At 73.8% G+C, this 16,784-nt stretch carries 3 protein-coding genes (1 of these 3 running past the window's edge); all 3 read left to right on the top strand.

Features of this window, described 5'->3' with window-relative positions; translation table 11 throughout:
* Positions 1-12: 12 nt before the first annotated feature.
* On the top strand, positions 13-1,503 hold the full coding sequence (mftG, locus tag CRM89_RS19130) for a mycofactocin system GMC family oxidoreductase MftG (RefSeq protein ID WP_098085440.1): 1,491 nt from the start codon (positions 13-15) through the stop codon (positions 1,501-1,503).
* A 120-nt stretch (positions 1,504-1,623) separates the two neighbouring features.
* The gene (locus CRM89_RS19125; protein ID WP_011211598.1) at positions 1,624-2,973 is read left to right on the top strand and encodes a GAF domain-containing protein; all 1,350 of its coding nucleotides are present in this window, start codon (positions 1,624-1,626) and stop codon (positions 2,971-2,973) included.
* 482 nt (positions 2,974-3,455) lie between these two features.
* Positions 3,456-16,784, top strand: the 5' portion of a protein-coding gene (locus CRM89_RS19120; protein ID WP_229434792.1) for a non-ribosomal peptide synthase/polyketide synthase. It continues 4,503 nt past the right edge of the window; only the first 13,329 of its 17,832 coding nucleotides appear in the window; its start codon is at positions 3,456-3,458; its stop codon lies beyond the right edge, outside the window.

Raw genomic sequence — 16,784 nt, 5'->3', positions numbered from 1 at the left:
CGGCGGGCGGCGGTGACGGACACCCTGATCGTCGGCGGTGGCACCGCCGGTTGCGTGCTCGCCGCCCGGTTGAGCGAGGACCCCGCGCACACCGTCCGAGTGCTCGAGGCGGGCCCGGTGTGGCTGGAACCGCAGCGGTGGCCCGCCGCCCTGCGCGACGCCGGCCGCATGCCCATCGATCCGGCCGCGCCGTGGCTGTGGCGCTACACCTCGACCCTCGACGACGGTGCGGGCGCGGCCGCCGCCGTGGTCGGGCAGCTGGTGCGCGGACGGGTGCTCGGCGGCTCGAGTTCGGTGAACGGCAGCTACTTCGGGCGTGCCCGCGCGGCGGACTTCGCGGCCTGGAGCCGGATCGCGGGACCGCTCTGGGACTTCGACGCCGTGCTACCCGCGTACGAGCGCAGCGAACGCGACCTGGATTTCGGCGACCGGCCCGGCCACGGCGCGCACGGCCTGATCCCGGTGCGCCGCACCGCGACCGGGGTCCCGGTGAGCCGTCTGTTCGCCGACGCCGTGCGAGCGGCCGGGTTCGGCGAGCGCGCCGACCTCAACGGCCTCCCCGATGCCGGACCGCCGACGGGGCTGGCGAAGGTGCCGTGCAATGTCGCCGACGGCCGCCGGGTCGGCACCGCGGCCGCCTACCTGCTGCCCGCCGCGACGCGACCGAATCTGCGGGTGGACGGTGAGGTTCCGGTCTCGCGCATCCTGTTCCGGCGCGGGCGCGCGGTGGGTGTCGAGTACCGGCGCGGCCGGGCCACGGAGACGGCGTGGGCCGATCGGATCGTGCTGTGCGCGGGTGCGGTGGAATCGGCTGCGCTGCTGCTGCGTTCGGGCATCGGGCCGCCCGCGCAGCTCCGCGCACTCGGGATCACGCCGGTGCAGGCCGCCCCGGTCGGCAGCTGGTGCACCGACCATCCCGAGATCGGCGTGGAGTACCGGCTGGAACCGGAACCGGATCGGCCGCCGACCGTGCCGCTGGAATACGTGCTCGACCTGGACGACATCGAAATACGGCCGTACACGGTGTCTTTCACGCCGGACACGTATCGTCTCGGGGTGGCCCTGATGCGACCGCTGGCCGCGGGCGAGTTGCGGTTGCGGTCGGCCGATCCCGCCCAGCCGCCGGTCCTCGAACACCGGTACCTGTCCGCGGCGGCCGACCGGGATCGGTTGCGCGCGGCCGCGGTGCTTGCCACCGATCTGCTCGCCGCGGTGCCCGGCGCCCGGCCGAGTACCGTCGCGCCACCGGCGGCGGGGGAGCGGACGGCGGCGTGGCTGCGGGCGTGCCTCGCCACCTCCCAGCACCTGTCGGGCACCTGCCGGATGGGCGGGCCCGAGGATCCCGCGGCGGTGGTCGACGCGCAGTGCCGGGTACACGGGGTGGCCGGGCTGGCCGTGGTCGACCTGTCCATCGTCCCGGTGCCGCTGAGCCGTGGACCGCAGGCCAGCGCCGTCATGCTCGCCGAGCGCGCCGCCGAGTTCCTGCGCGACGGAGAGTTCTGAAAGACAAATAGGTCACAATTCGCGAAGGTATGGAGCCGATGTGACCTGTCGGACAAACCGAACATCCACCCCTCGCCGGGGAAAACGCGCCGGTACAGTTTGGGGCGGAAAGAAAGGCAAATGGTCAGCAATCTTGCAGGTGGGCGGCCCCCACGGCACGGCGTCGAGCCCGGCACGCAACTCGGCGCACTGGAAGCCTATGCCGCACAAGCCCATGGATATCTCAGCGCGGGCGGTGAACAGCTCTCGCAGCTGGCCGGACTGCTGCGCCCGCTGGTGCTGGAATCCTGGCTGCGCAGCCTGCGCAGCGGCGTCGACCCGATGGATGTGCTCAGTGATCGCGGGCTGCGCGGTGCCGATCTGCACCGCTACCGCGACGCGCACCCGTTGGCCGCGCTGATGCCGCTGATCGACAAACTCCTCGTCCAGGACGCCGCGCGCAGCGGCCTGATCGTCGCCGTCGCCGACCAGTTCGGCCGGGTGCTGTCGGTGCACGGCAATCCCGACCGGGTCGCCGCCGCGGCCGAGGTCGGCCTGCGCGCGGGCGACGATCTGAGCGAACGCCGCATCGGCACCAACGCCGTCGGCCTGGTGGTGCGCACCGGCCGGGCGACCTGGATCCACGGCCCCGAGCACTTCCTGCATCGCATGCACCAGATCACCGGCGCCGCCGCGCCCGTGCACGATCCCGACGGCAGGCTCGTCGGCGTGCTGATGATCGCCGGTGGCGTGCGGGTGGCCAAACCGGAGATTCTCGCGCTGGTCAAGGCGACCGCGACGGCGGCGGAGATGGACCTGCTGCTCACCGCCATGCGATCCGGTGGCGGCAAACGGGAGCCTGCGCCGCCGGAGTCGCGAGCGCTGTCGCTCGAGGTGCTGGGTCTCGGTCAGCCGCAACTGACGGTCGACGGCGATCGGGTGCCGCTGTCGCAGCGGCACGCCGAGATCCTGCTGCTGCTCGCCGAACATCCCGAGGGACTCGGCGCCGACCATCTCGCCCTGCTGCTCGACGACACCGACCTGGACAACGGCACCATCCGCGCGGCCATGTCGCGCCTGCGGACGGTGGTCGGCCCCAGTGTGGTCGGCTCGCGGCCCTACCGTCTGCGCGTGCCGGTCGCAACCGATGTCGACGCCCTGCGCGCGGCGCTGGACACCGGTGATGTCGAATCCGCATTACGCCTCTACGCCGGTCCGGTGCTGCCCCGGTCGAGTGCGCCGGGGATCGCCGACATTCGTGACGAACTGCGGGTGCGACTGCGCGCCGCGGTCCTCGGCTCCGGCGACAGCGCGGTGTTGCGCCGGTGGACGGCCGGGCCGGAAGGGCGGGACGACGCCGCCGCCTGGGCCGCCTATCGCGCCTCGGTCGATCGCGATTCGCCGCTGTATGCGCAGATCGAGGCCAAGATCCGGGTGCTCGACCGCCGACTGGGCGCCGATGCAACGCGGATGCAACGTTCCGGCTCATAGTCTGCACACCCGACAGTGTGGTAGCTCACACACGCGGCCGATCGGCGTCGCGTGCCTAGCGCTGTGCCCGGGTTTTCTACCCCGTAAGACCATCTGGTCAGTTGCCCAGAAGTTTTTAGCGGAACCGGTTCCTTTTTATTGACTCACCGCCTAGTGTTCGCAATGCACACCAAGTACGTGTGACGCAGGGAACACTTTCGCCGCGCTCGTCGCGAGCCGGCAGCGACGTGGGAGGAACGATCACAAGCTAGGCCAAACCCGGGTGCGGAGCATTTCTCCGCCGCGGTGGTGGTCCGACCGGGCCACCGTTTCGTTCACGCAATCTGTGCGCGGGTGACGTCGTCGCCGTTCGCGCTCTCATCGAATCCGCCTGTGGTGGCGCACCTTCCGCGTACCGGGCCGTCGCGGCCAGGTACGGGGCCGGTCTCGTGCTGCCCGAAACGGGTTCGGCAGTGGTTCTTTCGCCGATCGAGGAGGCTCTGGTGCACGGTACGGAGTTGGGTGGGTTCAGCGTGCGGCCCGACGAATACGCCGCCGATCCGATGTCGCCGGCGGCCCCGTTCCCGCTCTCCCCGGCGCAGACCGGCGTCTGGTACGCCCAGCTGCTCGACCCGCAGGTGCCGATCACCGTCGCCCAGTACGTCGATCTGCGCGGCGACCTGGATGTCGATCTGCTGCAAGAGGTTTCGGCCGAGGCCGCGCTCGACTACGGCTCCGGGTTCGTGCGGTTGTGCGAGATCGACGGCGTGCCCCACCAGGTGGTCGACCCCACCCTGTCCCGGGAACTGACCGTGCTGGACCTGCGCGAGCACGCCGACCCGGTCGCCGCCGCGCACGAATGGATGCGCGCGGACGCCGCCGCCCCGCTGGACCTGCTGCGCGATCGGCTGACCCGCGGCGCGATCCTGCGCGTCGGCACCCGGCGCTGGTTCTGGTACCTGCGGGCGCACCACATCGTGCTGGACGGCTACGGCGCGCTGGTGAACACCCAGCGCGTCGCCGAGCGCTACACCGCGCGGGTGCACGGCACCGAGCCCGCCCCGGTGCGTCCGGCGCCGCTGCCGGAACTGGTCGCCGCCGAGCAGGCCTACCGCGACAGCAGCCGGTTCGCGGCCGACCGCGCGCACTGGGCGTCCCGGGTGGCCGGACTGGACGGCGTGACCAGCCTGGACGGGCGGGTCGCGCCGCGCGCGGCGAGCAACCTCGTGGTCGGGCGGGCACTGCCGCAAGCCCTGGTCGAGCGCATGAATACCGTTGCCGCCGACCAGGATTCGACCATCGCCACGGTGCTGATCGCGGCATTCGGCGGCTACCTCGGCCGCCTCACCGACCGGCCCGACGTGGTGCTGAGCCTGCCGGTGACCGCACGGACCACCGCGGCCATGCGGCGCTCGACCGGCATGATGTCCAATATCGTGCCGCTGCGGCTGCCGGTCGGCGAGGTGCGCTGGGCCGAGCTGCTGCGCGCCACCCGGGTGGAGCTGGCCGGGGCGCTGCGCCACCAGCGCTACCGGCACGAGGACATCCGCCGCGACGCCGAGCACGACGGCAGGCCCGCGCACCGGGCGCTGTTCGGGCCGCTGGCCAACATCATGCTGTTCGGGCGCGACCTGACCCTGGGCACCACCACGGGTCGCTACCACGTGCTGTCCACCGGTCCCGTCGAGGACCTGAGCATGAACGTCTACTACGGCGAACGCGACAGCGTGCACGTCGATTTCGAGGCGAACCCGAACCTCTACAGCACCGACGAGCTGGCCCGGCACCACGCCCGCTTCCTCGGCTATCTGGACCGGCTGGCCGACGCGGGCCCGGAGACGGCACTGGGCGCCGTGCCGGTGACCTCGGAGCTGGAGTTCGAGGTCAGCACCCGGATCTGGAACGCCACCGACGTCGACGTGCGGGCGCTGCTCACGCCGGTGCGCGCGGGTGGATCGGCGGTCGGCGGTGCGGCGTCGGTGTGCGGGCCGGCCCGCCCGGGCGCCTCCGAGACCGCGCCGCCCACGCTGGTGTCGATGTTCGCCGCGCAGGTGGCGCGCACACCGGACGCGGTGGCGCTGCGGTTCGCCGGTGCGCCCCCGACCGTGCTGACCTACCGGGAGCTGGCCGGACGGGTGGACCGGCTGGCCCGCCACCTGATCGGCCTCGGCGTCGGACCGGAGACCCTGGTGGCGCTGCACATGCGGCGCTCACCCGACCTGGTGATCGCGATGTACGCGGTGCTGAGCGCGGGCGGCGCCTACGTGCCGCTCGACCCCGATCACCCGGCCGAGCGCACCGCGCACATCCTGGCCACGGCCGCGCCCGCCTGCGTGCTCACCGCGGGCGAGACCCGGCTCTCCGCCGACGCCCCGGTGGTGCACCTGGACGATCTCGACCTGTCCGCCCACCCGGACGGCCCGGTGTGGGACCGGGAGCGACGTCGTCCGCTGCGGCCACGGAACCCGGCCTATGTCATCTTCACCTCCGGCTCGACCGGCGCGCCCAAGGGCGTGGCCGTCACGCACGAGGCGATCGTCAACCGGCTGGTGTGGATGCAGCAGACCTACCGGCTCGGTCCCGGCGAGGTGGTGTTGCAGAAGACCCCGGCGACCTTCGACGTATCGGTGTGGGAGTTCTTCTGGCCGTTGCAGGTCGGGGCCGAGCTGGTGCTCGCCGCGCCCGACGGCCACCGCGACCCCGCCTACCTGCGCCGGGTCATCGACGACTACGGGGTCACCACCGCGCATTTCGTGCCGTCCATGCTGGAGGCGTTCCTGGCGGGGCAGGACATCGCCCGCGCGGGCACGCTGCGGCGGGTGTTCGCCTCCGGCGAGGCGCTGCCCGCGGCGACGGCCCAGCGGCTGCGGCTGCTCACCGGCGCCCGGCTGCACAACCTCTACGGACCCACCGAGGCCGCGGTCGACGTCACCTTCCACGAGGTGACCGACGCCGACACCGGTGCTGTGCCCATCGGTGCGCCGGTGTTCAACACCCGGCTCCACGTGCTCGACTCACGGCTGCGGCCGGTACCGGTCGGGGCTCCGGGTGAGCTGTATCTGTCGGGGGTACAGCTCGCCCGGGGTTATGTCGCCCGGCCCGGCCTGAGCGCCGAGCGGTTCGTCGCCGACCCGTTCGGACCGGCGGGCACCCGCATGTACCGCACCGGCGATCTGGTCCGCTGGAACACCTCGGGCGAGCTGGAGTACCTGGGCCGCACCGACTTCCAGGTCAAGCTGCGCGGACTGCGCATCGAGCTCGGCGAGATCGAGGCGGTGCTGGCCGGGGTCGACGGCGTCGTGCGGGCGGTGGTGCTCGTGCGCGACGACGTGGGGAGCCCGGCCCTGGGCGAACAGCTGGTGGCCTACGTGGTGGCGGCCGAGCCCGACGCGGTGGGCGCCGAGCAGCTGCGCGCCGCCGCGCTGCGCGCGCTGCCCGCCTACATGGTGCCCGCGGCCTACGTGGTACTCGACGAGCTGCCGGTCAACGCCTCCGGCAAGCTCGACCGCGCCGCCCTGCCCGCGCCCGCCCGCACCGTCGTCGCCTACGCCGCGCCCGCCACCCCGGTGGAGCGGGCCGTGGCGCGGGTGTTCGGCGAGGTGCTCGGCCGCGAGCGGGTGGGCCGCGACGACGACTTCTTCGCCCTCGGCGGCAACAGCCTGGTGGCCACGCAGGTGGCGGCCCGGCTCTCCGCCGACCTGAACTGCTCGCTCGGGGTCCGGGAGATGTTCACCGCGACGACGGTGCGCGATCTCGCCGAGCTGATCGAGCGAGCGGGTGGAACCGGCGGCGGCACGCACCGTCAGCTGCGGGTGGTGCCGCGGCCGCCGCTGGTTCCACTGTCACCGGCTCAGCAGCGGATCTGGTTCCTGAGCCGCCTGGAACGCGACGACCCCCGCTACCACATGCCCGTGCTGCTGCGCCTGGACGGCGCCCTGGAGGTGGCCGCCCTGCGGGCGGCGCTGGCCGACGTGCTGGACCGGCACGAGATGCTGCGCACGGTGTTCCCCGTCGACGCCGACGGCGCCGCCCATCAGCAGATCCTGCCGGCGACGACCGTCGAGCTGCCCGTCGAACCGGTCGAAGCGGCGGAGTTGACCGCGGCGGTGCGGGTCTTCGCCGCCAGTCCGTTCCAGCTGGAGACCGAAATACCGTTGCGGGCCATGCTGTTCCGGCTCGGATCGGACGAGTACGCGCTCGCGCTCGTGCTGCACCACATCGCCGCCGACGGGCTCTCGCTGCCGGTGCTGGCCGCCGACACCGCCACCGCCTACGCCGCGCGCCGGGACGGCGGCGCGCCGCAGTGGGCGCCGCTGCCGCTGCAATACGCCGACTACGCCCTGTGGCAGCGCGAGCGGCTGGGCGACCCCGCCGATCCCGGCTCGCTCGCCGCGCGGCAGCTGGCCTTCTGGACCGCCGCCCTCGACGGCGCACCCGATCACCTCGAGCTGCCCGCCGACCGGCCGCGCCCCGCGATCGCCGACGGCGCGGGCGCCACGTACCGGATCGACATCCCCGCCGAATTGCACACCCGCATCACCGAACTCGCACGCGAGGAAGGCGCAACCGTCTTCATGGTGCTGCACGCGGCGCTGGCGGTGCTGCTGGCGCGCCTGTCCGGGGTCGACGACGTGGTGATCGGCGCGCCGGTCGGCGGCCGCGATGCCGCGGGGCTGGACGCACTGGTGGGCATGTTCGTCAACACGGTGCCGCTGCGCACCCCGGTGGACCGGTCCGCGCCCTTCCACACGCTGCTGCGCGCGGTCCGCGAGCACGACCTGGCCGCTTTCGCCCACGCCGACGTGCCGTTCGAGCAGTTGGTGGAGGTGCTGCGCCCGGCCCGTTCGCTGGCCAGGCACCCGGTGTTCCAGGTGGCGCTGTCCGCGGCGGTGACCGGCGATCTGGCCGTCGCACTGCCCGGGGTCGCGGTCCGGACGAGTACGGTGGAGACCGGGGTGACCAAGTTCGACCTCGCGGTCGAGGTCACCGAACGCTTCGCCGGTGCCGGTCGCGGGGAAGGTCCGGCACCGGCGGGGATCACCGCGGAATTCACCTACGCCACCGCGCTTTTCGACGCGGCGACGGTCGCGGCCACGGCCGCGCGCTTCGTCCGGTTGCTCGCCGCGGCCACCGCCGGTCCGGACCTGCCGGTGGGCGCGTTGCCGCTGCTGGACGGCGCCGAGTACGCCGCGCTGACCACCCGCTGGGCGGGCCCGGCCGCCGCCACCACGCTGCTGCCCGACCTGTTCGCCGCGGCCGCCGCCACGGCTCCGGAGCGGGTCGCGATCGTCGGCGGCGACCGCGAGCTGACCTACCGCGAACTCGACCAGACCTCCGCGCGGCTGGCCAGGGCGCTGATGGCCCGCGGGGTCGGCCCCGACGACGTGGTCGCCGTCGGCGTACCGCGCTCGCCGGAGTTCGTCACCGCGGTGTGGGCGATCGCCAAGGCGGGCGCGGCCTGGGTGCCCGTCGACCCGGCCTACCCGGCCGAACGGATCGAGCACATGCTGCGCGACAGCGGCGCGGTGCTCGGGCTCACGGTGGGCGCGGTGCGCGCCGACCTGCCCGGCCAACCGCACTGGCTGGTGCTCGACGACGTCGAATTCGGCTTCGAATGCGCGCGTTTCGGCGGCGAGCCGGTGCGCGACGCGGAGCGGGTACGGCCGCTGCGCCCGCACAACCTGGCCTACGTCATCTACACCTCCGGGTCCACCGGCACCCCGAAGGGCGTGCTGGTGACCCAGGCGGGCGTGGCCGGTTTCGCGGCCGAGCAGACCGCGCGTTACCCGATCGACGCGACCGCGCGGGTGTTGCACGTCGGTTCCCCGTCGTTCGACATCACCGTGGCCGAGCTGCTGATGGCGTTCGACTCCGCGGCCACCCTCGTCATCGCACCCGAGGAGGCGCGCTTCGGCCGGGAGCTGGTGGAGCTGCTGGCCGCGCAACGGGTGACACACTCGATCATGACGCCCTCGGGCGCGCTGACCATCGACCCGGCCGAGGTGCCGGACCTGCGGGTGCTGGTGGCCGGTGGCGAGGCCTGCCCGCCGGAGCTGGTGCGGCGCTGGCACGCGGCCGGACGCAGGCTCGTCGACGCCTACGGCCCCACCGAGGCGACCGTCGCCGTGGACATCAGCGACCGGCTGGAGCCGGGCAGGCCGGTCACCATCGGCCGTCCGCTGCGCGGGGTGCGCGAGTGGGTGCTCGACGAGCGGCTGCGTCCCGTGCCGGTCGGCGTTGCGGGCGAGCTGTACGTGGCGGGCGCGCAGCTGGCCCGCGGCTATCACGGCAGGCGCGCCACCACGGCCGAGCGGTTCGTGGCGTGCCCGTGGGCGCCGGGGGAGCGGATGTACCGCACCGGCGACCTGGTGCGCTGGACGCTCGCCTCGGGCGGTCGGGAGCTGGAGTACCTGGGCCGCAACGACGCCCAGGTGAAGGTGCGCGGCTTCCGCATCGAACTCGGCGAGATCGAGGCGGCCTTGGCGGCGCGGCCGGGGGTCGCACACGCGGTGGTCACCGTGCACCGCGATCCCGCGCGCGGTGACCAGCTCGCCGCGTACGTGGTGCCCAGCGGCGGGCACCCCCTGGATGCCGGAGACCTGAAGGCCGGGCTCCGGGCCCGGCTGGCCCCGCACCTGGTGCCCGCCGCGATCACCGTGCTCGACACGCTGCCGCTGACCCCCAACGGCAAACTCGACCGGGCCGCCCTGCCCGCTCCCGAATTCGGTGTGCGCGCCTACCGCGCGCCGGCCACCGACGTGGAGCGGACGGTGGCCGCCACCTACGCCGAGGTGCTCGGGGTGCGCGCCGAGCCCGGCGTCGGCCGCGACGACGACTTCTTCGAACTGGGCGGTAACTCCCTGATCGCCACCCGGCTGGTGGCGCGCCTCGGCGCCGCGCTGGACATGACGGTGCCGGTGCGCGCGGTGTTCGAAGCGCCGAGCGTCGCGGGCCTGGCCGCGCTGCTGGCCGACGGGGTGGGTTCCGGCGCCCGCGCGCCGCTGCGGGCCCGGCCCCGGCCACCGCGCGTGCCGCTGTCCTACGCCCAGCAGCGCATGTGGTTCCTCAACCGGTTCGACGCGGACTCGACCGCGAACAACCTCACCGCCGCCCTGCGGATCACCGGCCCGCTCGACGTCACCGCGCTGGCGGCGGCGGTGACCGATCTGGTCGCCCGGCACGAGATCCTGCGCACCCGCTATCCGGAGGCCGACGGAGGCGGGTACCAGCAGATCTGCTCGGTCGAGGACTCCGGCGTCGCGCTGGAGCGCGAAGATCTCGCCGCCGACGCGGTCGAGGCCCGGGTACGGGAGCTGGCCGCCCGGCCCTTCGACGTGACCGCCCATCCGCCGCTGCGGTTGCACCTGCTGCGCGTGGCCGCCGAGGAGCACGTGCTCGTGGTCGGGTTGCACCACATCGCCGCCGACGGCTGGTCGGTCGCGCCGCTCACCCGGGACCTGCTGCGCGCCTACGATTCCCGGCGCGCCGGTACCGCACCGGACTGGGCGCCGCTGCCGGTGCAGTACGCCGATTACACGCTGTGGCAGCGGGAGCTGCTCGGCACGGCCGATGACCCGAACTCGCTGCCCGCCGCGCAGCTGGCCTTCTGGTCCGCCGAACTCGCCGGCCTGCCCGACCTGCTCGAGCTGCCCACCGACCGCCCGCGCCCGGCCGAAGCCTCCGGTCACGGTGCGCGCCACCGCTGCGCACTGCCCGCGTCGACGGTGGCGGAGCTGCGCGCGCTCGCCGACGCCACCGATTCCTCGCTGTTCATGGTGCTGCACGCCGCGTTCGCGACGGTGCTGGCCGCGCTGTCGGGCAGCCGCGACATCGTGGTCGGCACCCCGGTCGCCGGGCGTGGCGAGGCCGCGCTCGACGAGCTGGTCGGCATGTTCGTCAACACCCTGGTGCTGCGCACCGAGGTGCGGCCGGATCTGGCCTTCGCGCAGCTGGTCGCGGCCGTGCGCGAGACCGACCTGCGCGCCTTCGAACACGCCGACGTCCCGTTCGAGCGGCTGGTGGAGGCGCTGGAGCCACGGCGCTCGGCCGCCCGGCACCCGCTGTTCCAGGTGATGCTCGATCTGAACAACACCGCACCCGCCGCCCCCGTCGACCTGGCGGGGATGAACATCGCACCCCTCGAACTCGACCACGCGATAGCCGAATTCGATCTCCAGCTGAGCCTGACCGAGACCGCCGACGGCATGGACGCGGTGTTCACCTACGCCACCGACCTGTTCGACGAGGCCACCGTCGCCTCCCTCGCCACCCGGTGGCGGCTGGTCCTGGACGCGGTGTGCGCCGACCCGGATGTGCGGCTCGGCGCGATCGACCTGCTCACCGCCGCCGAGCGCACGGTGCTGCTGCGCGAGCGCAACGCCACCGCGCGCCCGCTCGGCCCCGCCGCCACCCTGATCGGCCTGTTCGAGGAGCAGGTCGAACGCACCCCCGACGCCGTGGCGGTGGTGTTCGAGGACGAACACCTGACCTACCGGGAGTTCGCGGCGCGGGTACACCGGCTGGCCTGGTTGCTCGTCGCACACGGCGTCGGACCGGAGCGCACGGTCGGCCTCGGCATGCACCGGTCGATCGAGTTGGTCGTCGGCATGTACGCGGTGCTGGCCGCGGGCGGCGCGTACGTGCCGCTCGACCCCGCCCATCCGGCCGAGCGGCTGGCCCACATCCTCGACACGGCCCGCCCGGTCTGCGTGCTGACCCGCGGTCGCGACGGGCTCGAGGTCACGGGCCCCGCCGTGCTCGACCTCGACCTGCTCGACACCACCGGCTACCCGGACACCCCGCTCACCGATGCCGATCGCCGCGCCCCGCTGCGGCCTGCGCACCCCGCCTACGTCCTGTTCACCTCGGGCTCGACCGGGCGGCCCAAGGGCGTGACGATCGAGCACGCCGCCATCGTCAACCGGCTGCGCTGGATGCAGGACGAGTACCGGATCGACGCGCGCGACGTGGTGTTGCAGAAGACGCCGGTGACCTTCGACGTGTCGGTGTGGGAGTTCTTCTGGCCGTTGCAGGTGGGCGCCCGCCTGGTGCTGGCCCGGCCCGACGGCCACCGCGACCCGCGGTATCTGGCCGAGCTGATCGCCGCCGAGGCGGTCACCGTCGCCCACTTCGTGCCCGCGATGCTGGCCGTCTTCGTCGCGGAACCGGCTGCCGCACAGTGCGGTTCGCTGCGTGCGGTGTTCTGTTCGGGCGAGGCGCTGCCACCCGCGCCCGCGCACCGGTTGCGCGCGCTCACCGGCGCCGCGGTGCACAACCTCTACGGGCCGACCGAGGCCGCCGTGGACGTCACCCACCACGAGGTCACCGACGCCGACACGCAGAGCGTGCCGATCGGGTCGCCGGTCGCCAACACCCGCGTCTACGTGCTCGACGACCGGCTGCGTCCGGTGCCCGCCGGGGTGCCCGGCGAACTGTATCTGGCCGGTGTGCAATTGGCGCGCGGGTACGCCGGGCGACCCGACCTCACCGCCGACCGGTTCGTCGCCGATCCGTTCGCACCGGGCGCGCGGATGTACCGCACCGGCGACCGGGTGCGCTGGTCGGCGGCCGGTGAGCTGGAATACCTGGGCCGCACCGACTTCCAGGTGAAGGTGCGCGGAATGCGGATCGAGCCGGGCGAGATCGAAGCCGCGCTGACCGAACTCGACGGCGTCGACCAGGCGGTCGTCGTCGCCCGCGACGAGCACCTGGTGGCGTACCTGATCCCGGCGGGGCCGGTCGATCCGGACGCGGTGCGCGTGGCGCTGGCCCGGCGACTACCCGCCTACCTGGTGCCCGCGGCGTTCGTGCTGCTGGACGCCTTCCCGCTCAACGCCTCGGGCAAGCTGGACCGCACGGCCCTGCCCGCGCCCGTCTTCGCGGCCGCCGCCTACCGCGCGCCGGTGACCGCCGTGCAGCGGCAGGTGGCGGCCGTGTTCGCCGACCTGCTCGGCGCCGAGCGGGTCGGCCTGGACGACGACTTCTTCGCCCTCGGCGGCAACAGCCTCACCGCCACCCGGGTGGTCGCGCGGCTGGGCGCGGCGCTGGACGCCCAGGTGCCGGTGCGCGCGCTGTTCGACGCGCCCACCGTCGAAGGTCTGGCCGCGCGGGTGGCACCGCTGTGCGGCAGCGGCGCCCGCCCGGCGCTGACGGCCCGGCCGCGTCCGGACCGGATTCCGCTCTCGGCCGCCCAGCAGCGCATCTGGTTCCTCAACCGTTTCCTCGCCGACGGCCCGGGCGACGCGGTGAGCAACATCCCGGTCGCGCTGCGGTTGACCGGCGAGCTCGACGCGGCCGCGCTCACCGCGGCCCTGCACGACGTCGTCACCCGGCACGAATCGCTGCGCACCGTCCACCCCGCCGACGTGGCGGGCCCCTACCAGGTCGTGCGGCCCGCGGGAGAGCAGCGGTTCGATCTGCGGCCCGTCGCGGTCACGGCCGACGCCCTGCCCGCCCGGCTCGCCGCCCGGATCGCCGAACCGTTCGACCTCACCGTCGAAACGCCGCTGCGCGCCGACCTTTTCGCGCTCGCGCCGGACGAGCACGTGGTGCTGGTGGTCCTGCACCACATCGGCGCCGACGGCTTCTCGCTCGGCCCGCTGGCCGCGGATCTGATGACCGCGTACACCGCCCGCCGCGCCGGCGTGGCACCGGCGTGGACGCCGCTGCCGGTGCAGTACGCCGACTACGCGCTCTGGCAGGCCGAACTCCTCGGCGACGACGCCGACCCCGGCTCCCGCGCCCACCGCGAACTCGCCTTCTGGCGCGCCGCGCTGGACGGGCTGCCCGAGCAGCTCGACCTGCCCACCGACCGGCCGCGGCCCGCGGTGGCCAGCCACCGCGGCGCCACCCACCGGCTGCGGATCGACGCCGACCTGCACAGCGAACTGCGCGAACTGGCCCGCAAACGCGACACCACCCTGTTCGCCACCGTGCACGCCGCGCTCGCGGTGCTGCTGGCCCGGCTCTCCGGTACCGCGGACATCGCCATCGGCACCCCGGTCGCGGGCCGCGGCGACCAGGGCCTCGACGGCGTGGTCGGCATGTTCGTCAACACCCTGGTGCTGCGCAGCCACATCGACCCGCGGGACCGGTTCGAGGCCGTCCTGGACGAGACCCGCCGCCGCGACCTCGACGCGCTCTCGCACCCGGACCTGCCCTTCGAACGGCTGGTGGAGGTGCTGGCCCCGGCCCGGGCCCGCAACCGGCACCCGCTGTTCCAGGTGGCCCTGACGATGCAGAACTTCACCGTGCCCCCGCTGGAACTGCCCGGCCTGCGGGTGTGCCCGCTGCCGCTGGACGCCGTCGCCGCCGAGTTCGACCTGCAGTTCAGCGTGCTCGAGAACGCCTCCGCCGACGACTCCGACGGCCGCGCCGACGGCATGGACATCGAGATCACCTACGCCACCGACCTTTTCGACGCCGACTCGGTGGCCGTGCTGGCCCGGCGATTCACCCAGGTGCTCGCCGCCGTCGCCGCCGACGCCACCGTGGTCGTCGGCGACATCCAACTGCTCTCCGCCGAGGAGCAGTACCGCACCCTGCACGACTGGGCCGCCACCGGCCGCGACCGCGCCGCGGGCGACCGGACGCTGCCGGACCGGTTCGCCGCCGCCGCGCGCCGCGACCCGGCGGCGACCGCGGTGCGCGCCGCGGCGACCACGCTCAGCTACGGCGAACTCGACGCCAGGTCCAACCGGCTGGCACGGCGGCTCGTCGCCGCGGGCGTCGGGCCGGAAACCCTGGTGGCGGTGGCGTTGCCGCGCTCGGCCGAGCTGGTCGTCGCCCTGCTCGCCGTGCTCAAGGCGGGCGGCGGCTACCTGCCGATCGACCCGGACTACCCGGCCGACCGCATCGAGTACATGATCGACGACGCCCGGCCGATCTGCGCCCTGACCGCGCCCGGCACCGCGCTGGCCCGCGACTGGTTCGGCGGCCCGGTGCTCGACGTCGAACGCGACGCCGACCCCCGCTACTACGCCTCGACCCTGCTCACCGACGCCGACCGGCGCGCGCCCCTGCGGCCCGAGCACACCGCCTACGTCATCTACACCTCCGGCTCCACCGGCAGGCCCAAGGGCGTGGTGATACCGCACCGCAACGTCGTGCGGCTGCTGGACAACACCCGCGAGCTGTTCGGTTTCGGACCGCACGACGTGTGGACGATGTTCCACTCCTACGCCTTCGACTTCTCGGTGTGGGAGCTGTGGGGCGCGCTGCTGCACGGCGGCAGCGTGGTGGTCGTCGACTACTTCACCTCCCGCTCGCCCGAGCAGTTCCGCGAACTGCTCGTGCGCGAACGGGTGACCGTGCTCGACCAGACCCCCTCGGCGTTCTACCAGCTCGTGGCCGCCGACACCGCGGCCGAGCCCGCCGAGTACGCGCTGCGCTGGGTGATCTTCGGCGGTGAGGCGCTGGAGCCGCAACGCCTCGGCGGCTGGCTGCGCCGCTACCCGGACGCACCGCGCCTGGTGAACATGTACGGCATCACCGAGACCACCGTGCACGTCTCGCACCGGGCGATCGACGCGGGCACCGGCGCGGCCAGCGTCATCGGCGGCGCCATCCCCGGCTTGACCGTGCGGGTGCTCGACACCCGGCTGCGGCCGGTGCCGGTGGGAGTGCCGGGCGAGATCTACGTCTCCGGCGGACAGCTGGCGCGCGGTTACCTCGGCAGGCCGGGGCTCACGGCAGGCCGCTTCGTGGCCGATCCCTACGGCCCGGCGGGTGCGCGCGCCTACCGCTCCGGCGACCTGGCGCGCTGGACCGCCACCGGAGAGCTGGAATACCTCGGCCGCGCCGACCAGCAGGTGAACCTGCGCGGCTTCCGCATCGAACTCGGCGAGATCGAGGCGGCGTTGCTGGCCGAGCCCGAGGTCACCGAGGCCGCCGTGGTGGTGCGCAGCGACCTGGTCGACGAGGCCAGGATCGTCGGCTACCTGGTCACCGCCGGGCCGGTGGACACCGCCGCGCTGCGGGAGCGGGTGCGCCGCACCCTGCCCGAGCACATGGTGCCCGCCGCGCTGGTGGAGATCGACCGGATTCCGTTGACCGTCAACGGCAAACTGGACCGGGCGGCGCTGCCCGCGCCGGTGTTCACCGCCACCGCCTACCGCGCGCCGGCCACCCTGGTCGAGGAGATCGTGGCCGGGGTCTACGCCGAGGTGCTCGGCCTGACCGACCAGCGGGTCGGCGCCGACGACGACTTCTTCGCCCTCGGCGGCAGTTCGCTGCTCGCGGCCAAGGCGGCGGCCCGGATCGGCACCGCCCTGGACCGGCAGGTGTCGGTGCGCACGTTGTTCGAGGCGCCGCGAGTCGCCGAGCTGGCCGCGGCCGTGGAAGCCGCGGCGGCGGCGACCCGCCCGCCACTGGTGGCGGGCGCACGCCCGGCCCGCCTGCCGCTCTCACCGGCGCAGCAGCGGATGTGGTTCCTCAACCGCTACGACGCGGCCTCGACCGCCTACACCATTCCGGTGGCACTGCGGCTGCGCGGCGCGCTCGACCCGGCCGCGCTGCGGGCCGCGCTCGACGACCTGGTCGCCCGCCACGAAGCACTGCGGACCCGCTATCCCGAGGTGGACGGCGAGCCCGTCCAGGAGATCCTGCCCGCGGGCCCGGCGCTGCCGGACGCCGAGACCGTCACGGAATCGGAGCTGCCGCAACGCATCCGGGAACTGGTGCACGCCCCCTTCGACGTCACCGCAGAGGTGCCGGTGCGGCTGCGGCTGCTGCGGGTGGCCGAGACCGAGCACGTGCTCGTCGGCGCGCTGCACCACATCGCCGCCGACGGCTCCTCGATCGTCCCGTTCGTGCGCGACCTGATGACCGCCTAC

The organism is Nocardia sp. FDAARGOS_372 (assembly GCF_002554515.1).
Classification (GTDB): Bacteria; Actinomycetota; Actinomycetes; order Mycobacteriales; family Mycobacteriaceae; genus Nocardia; species Nocardia farcinica.
This window is presented reverse-complemented; position numbering and strand designations above follow the sequence as displayed.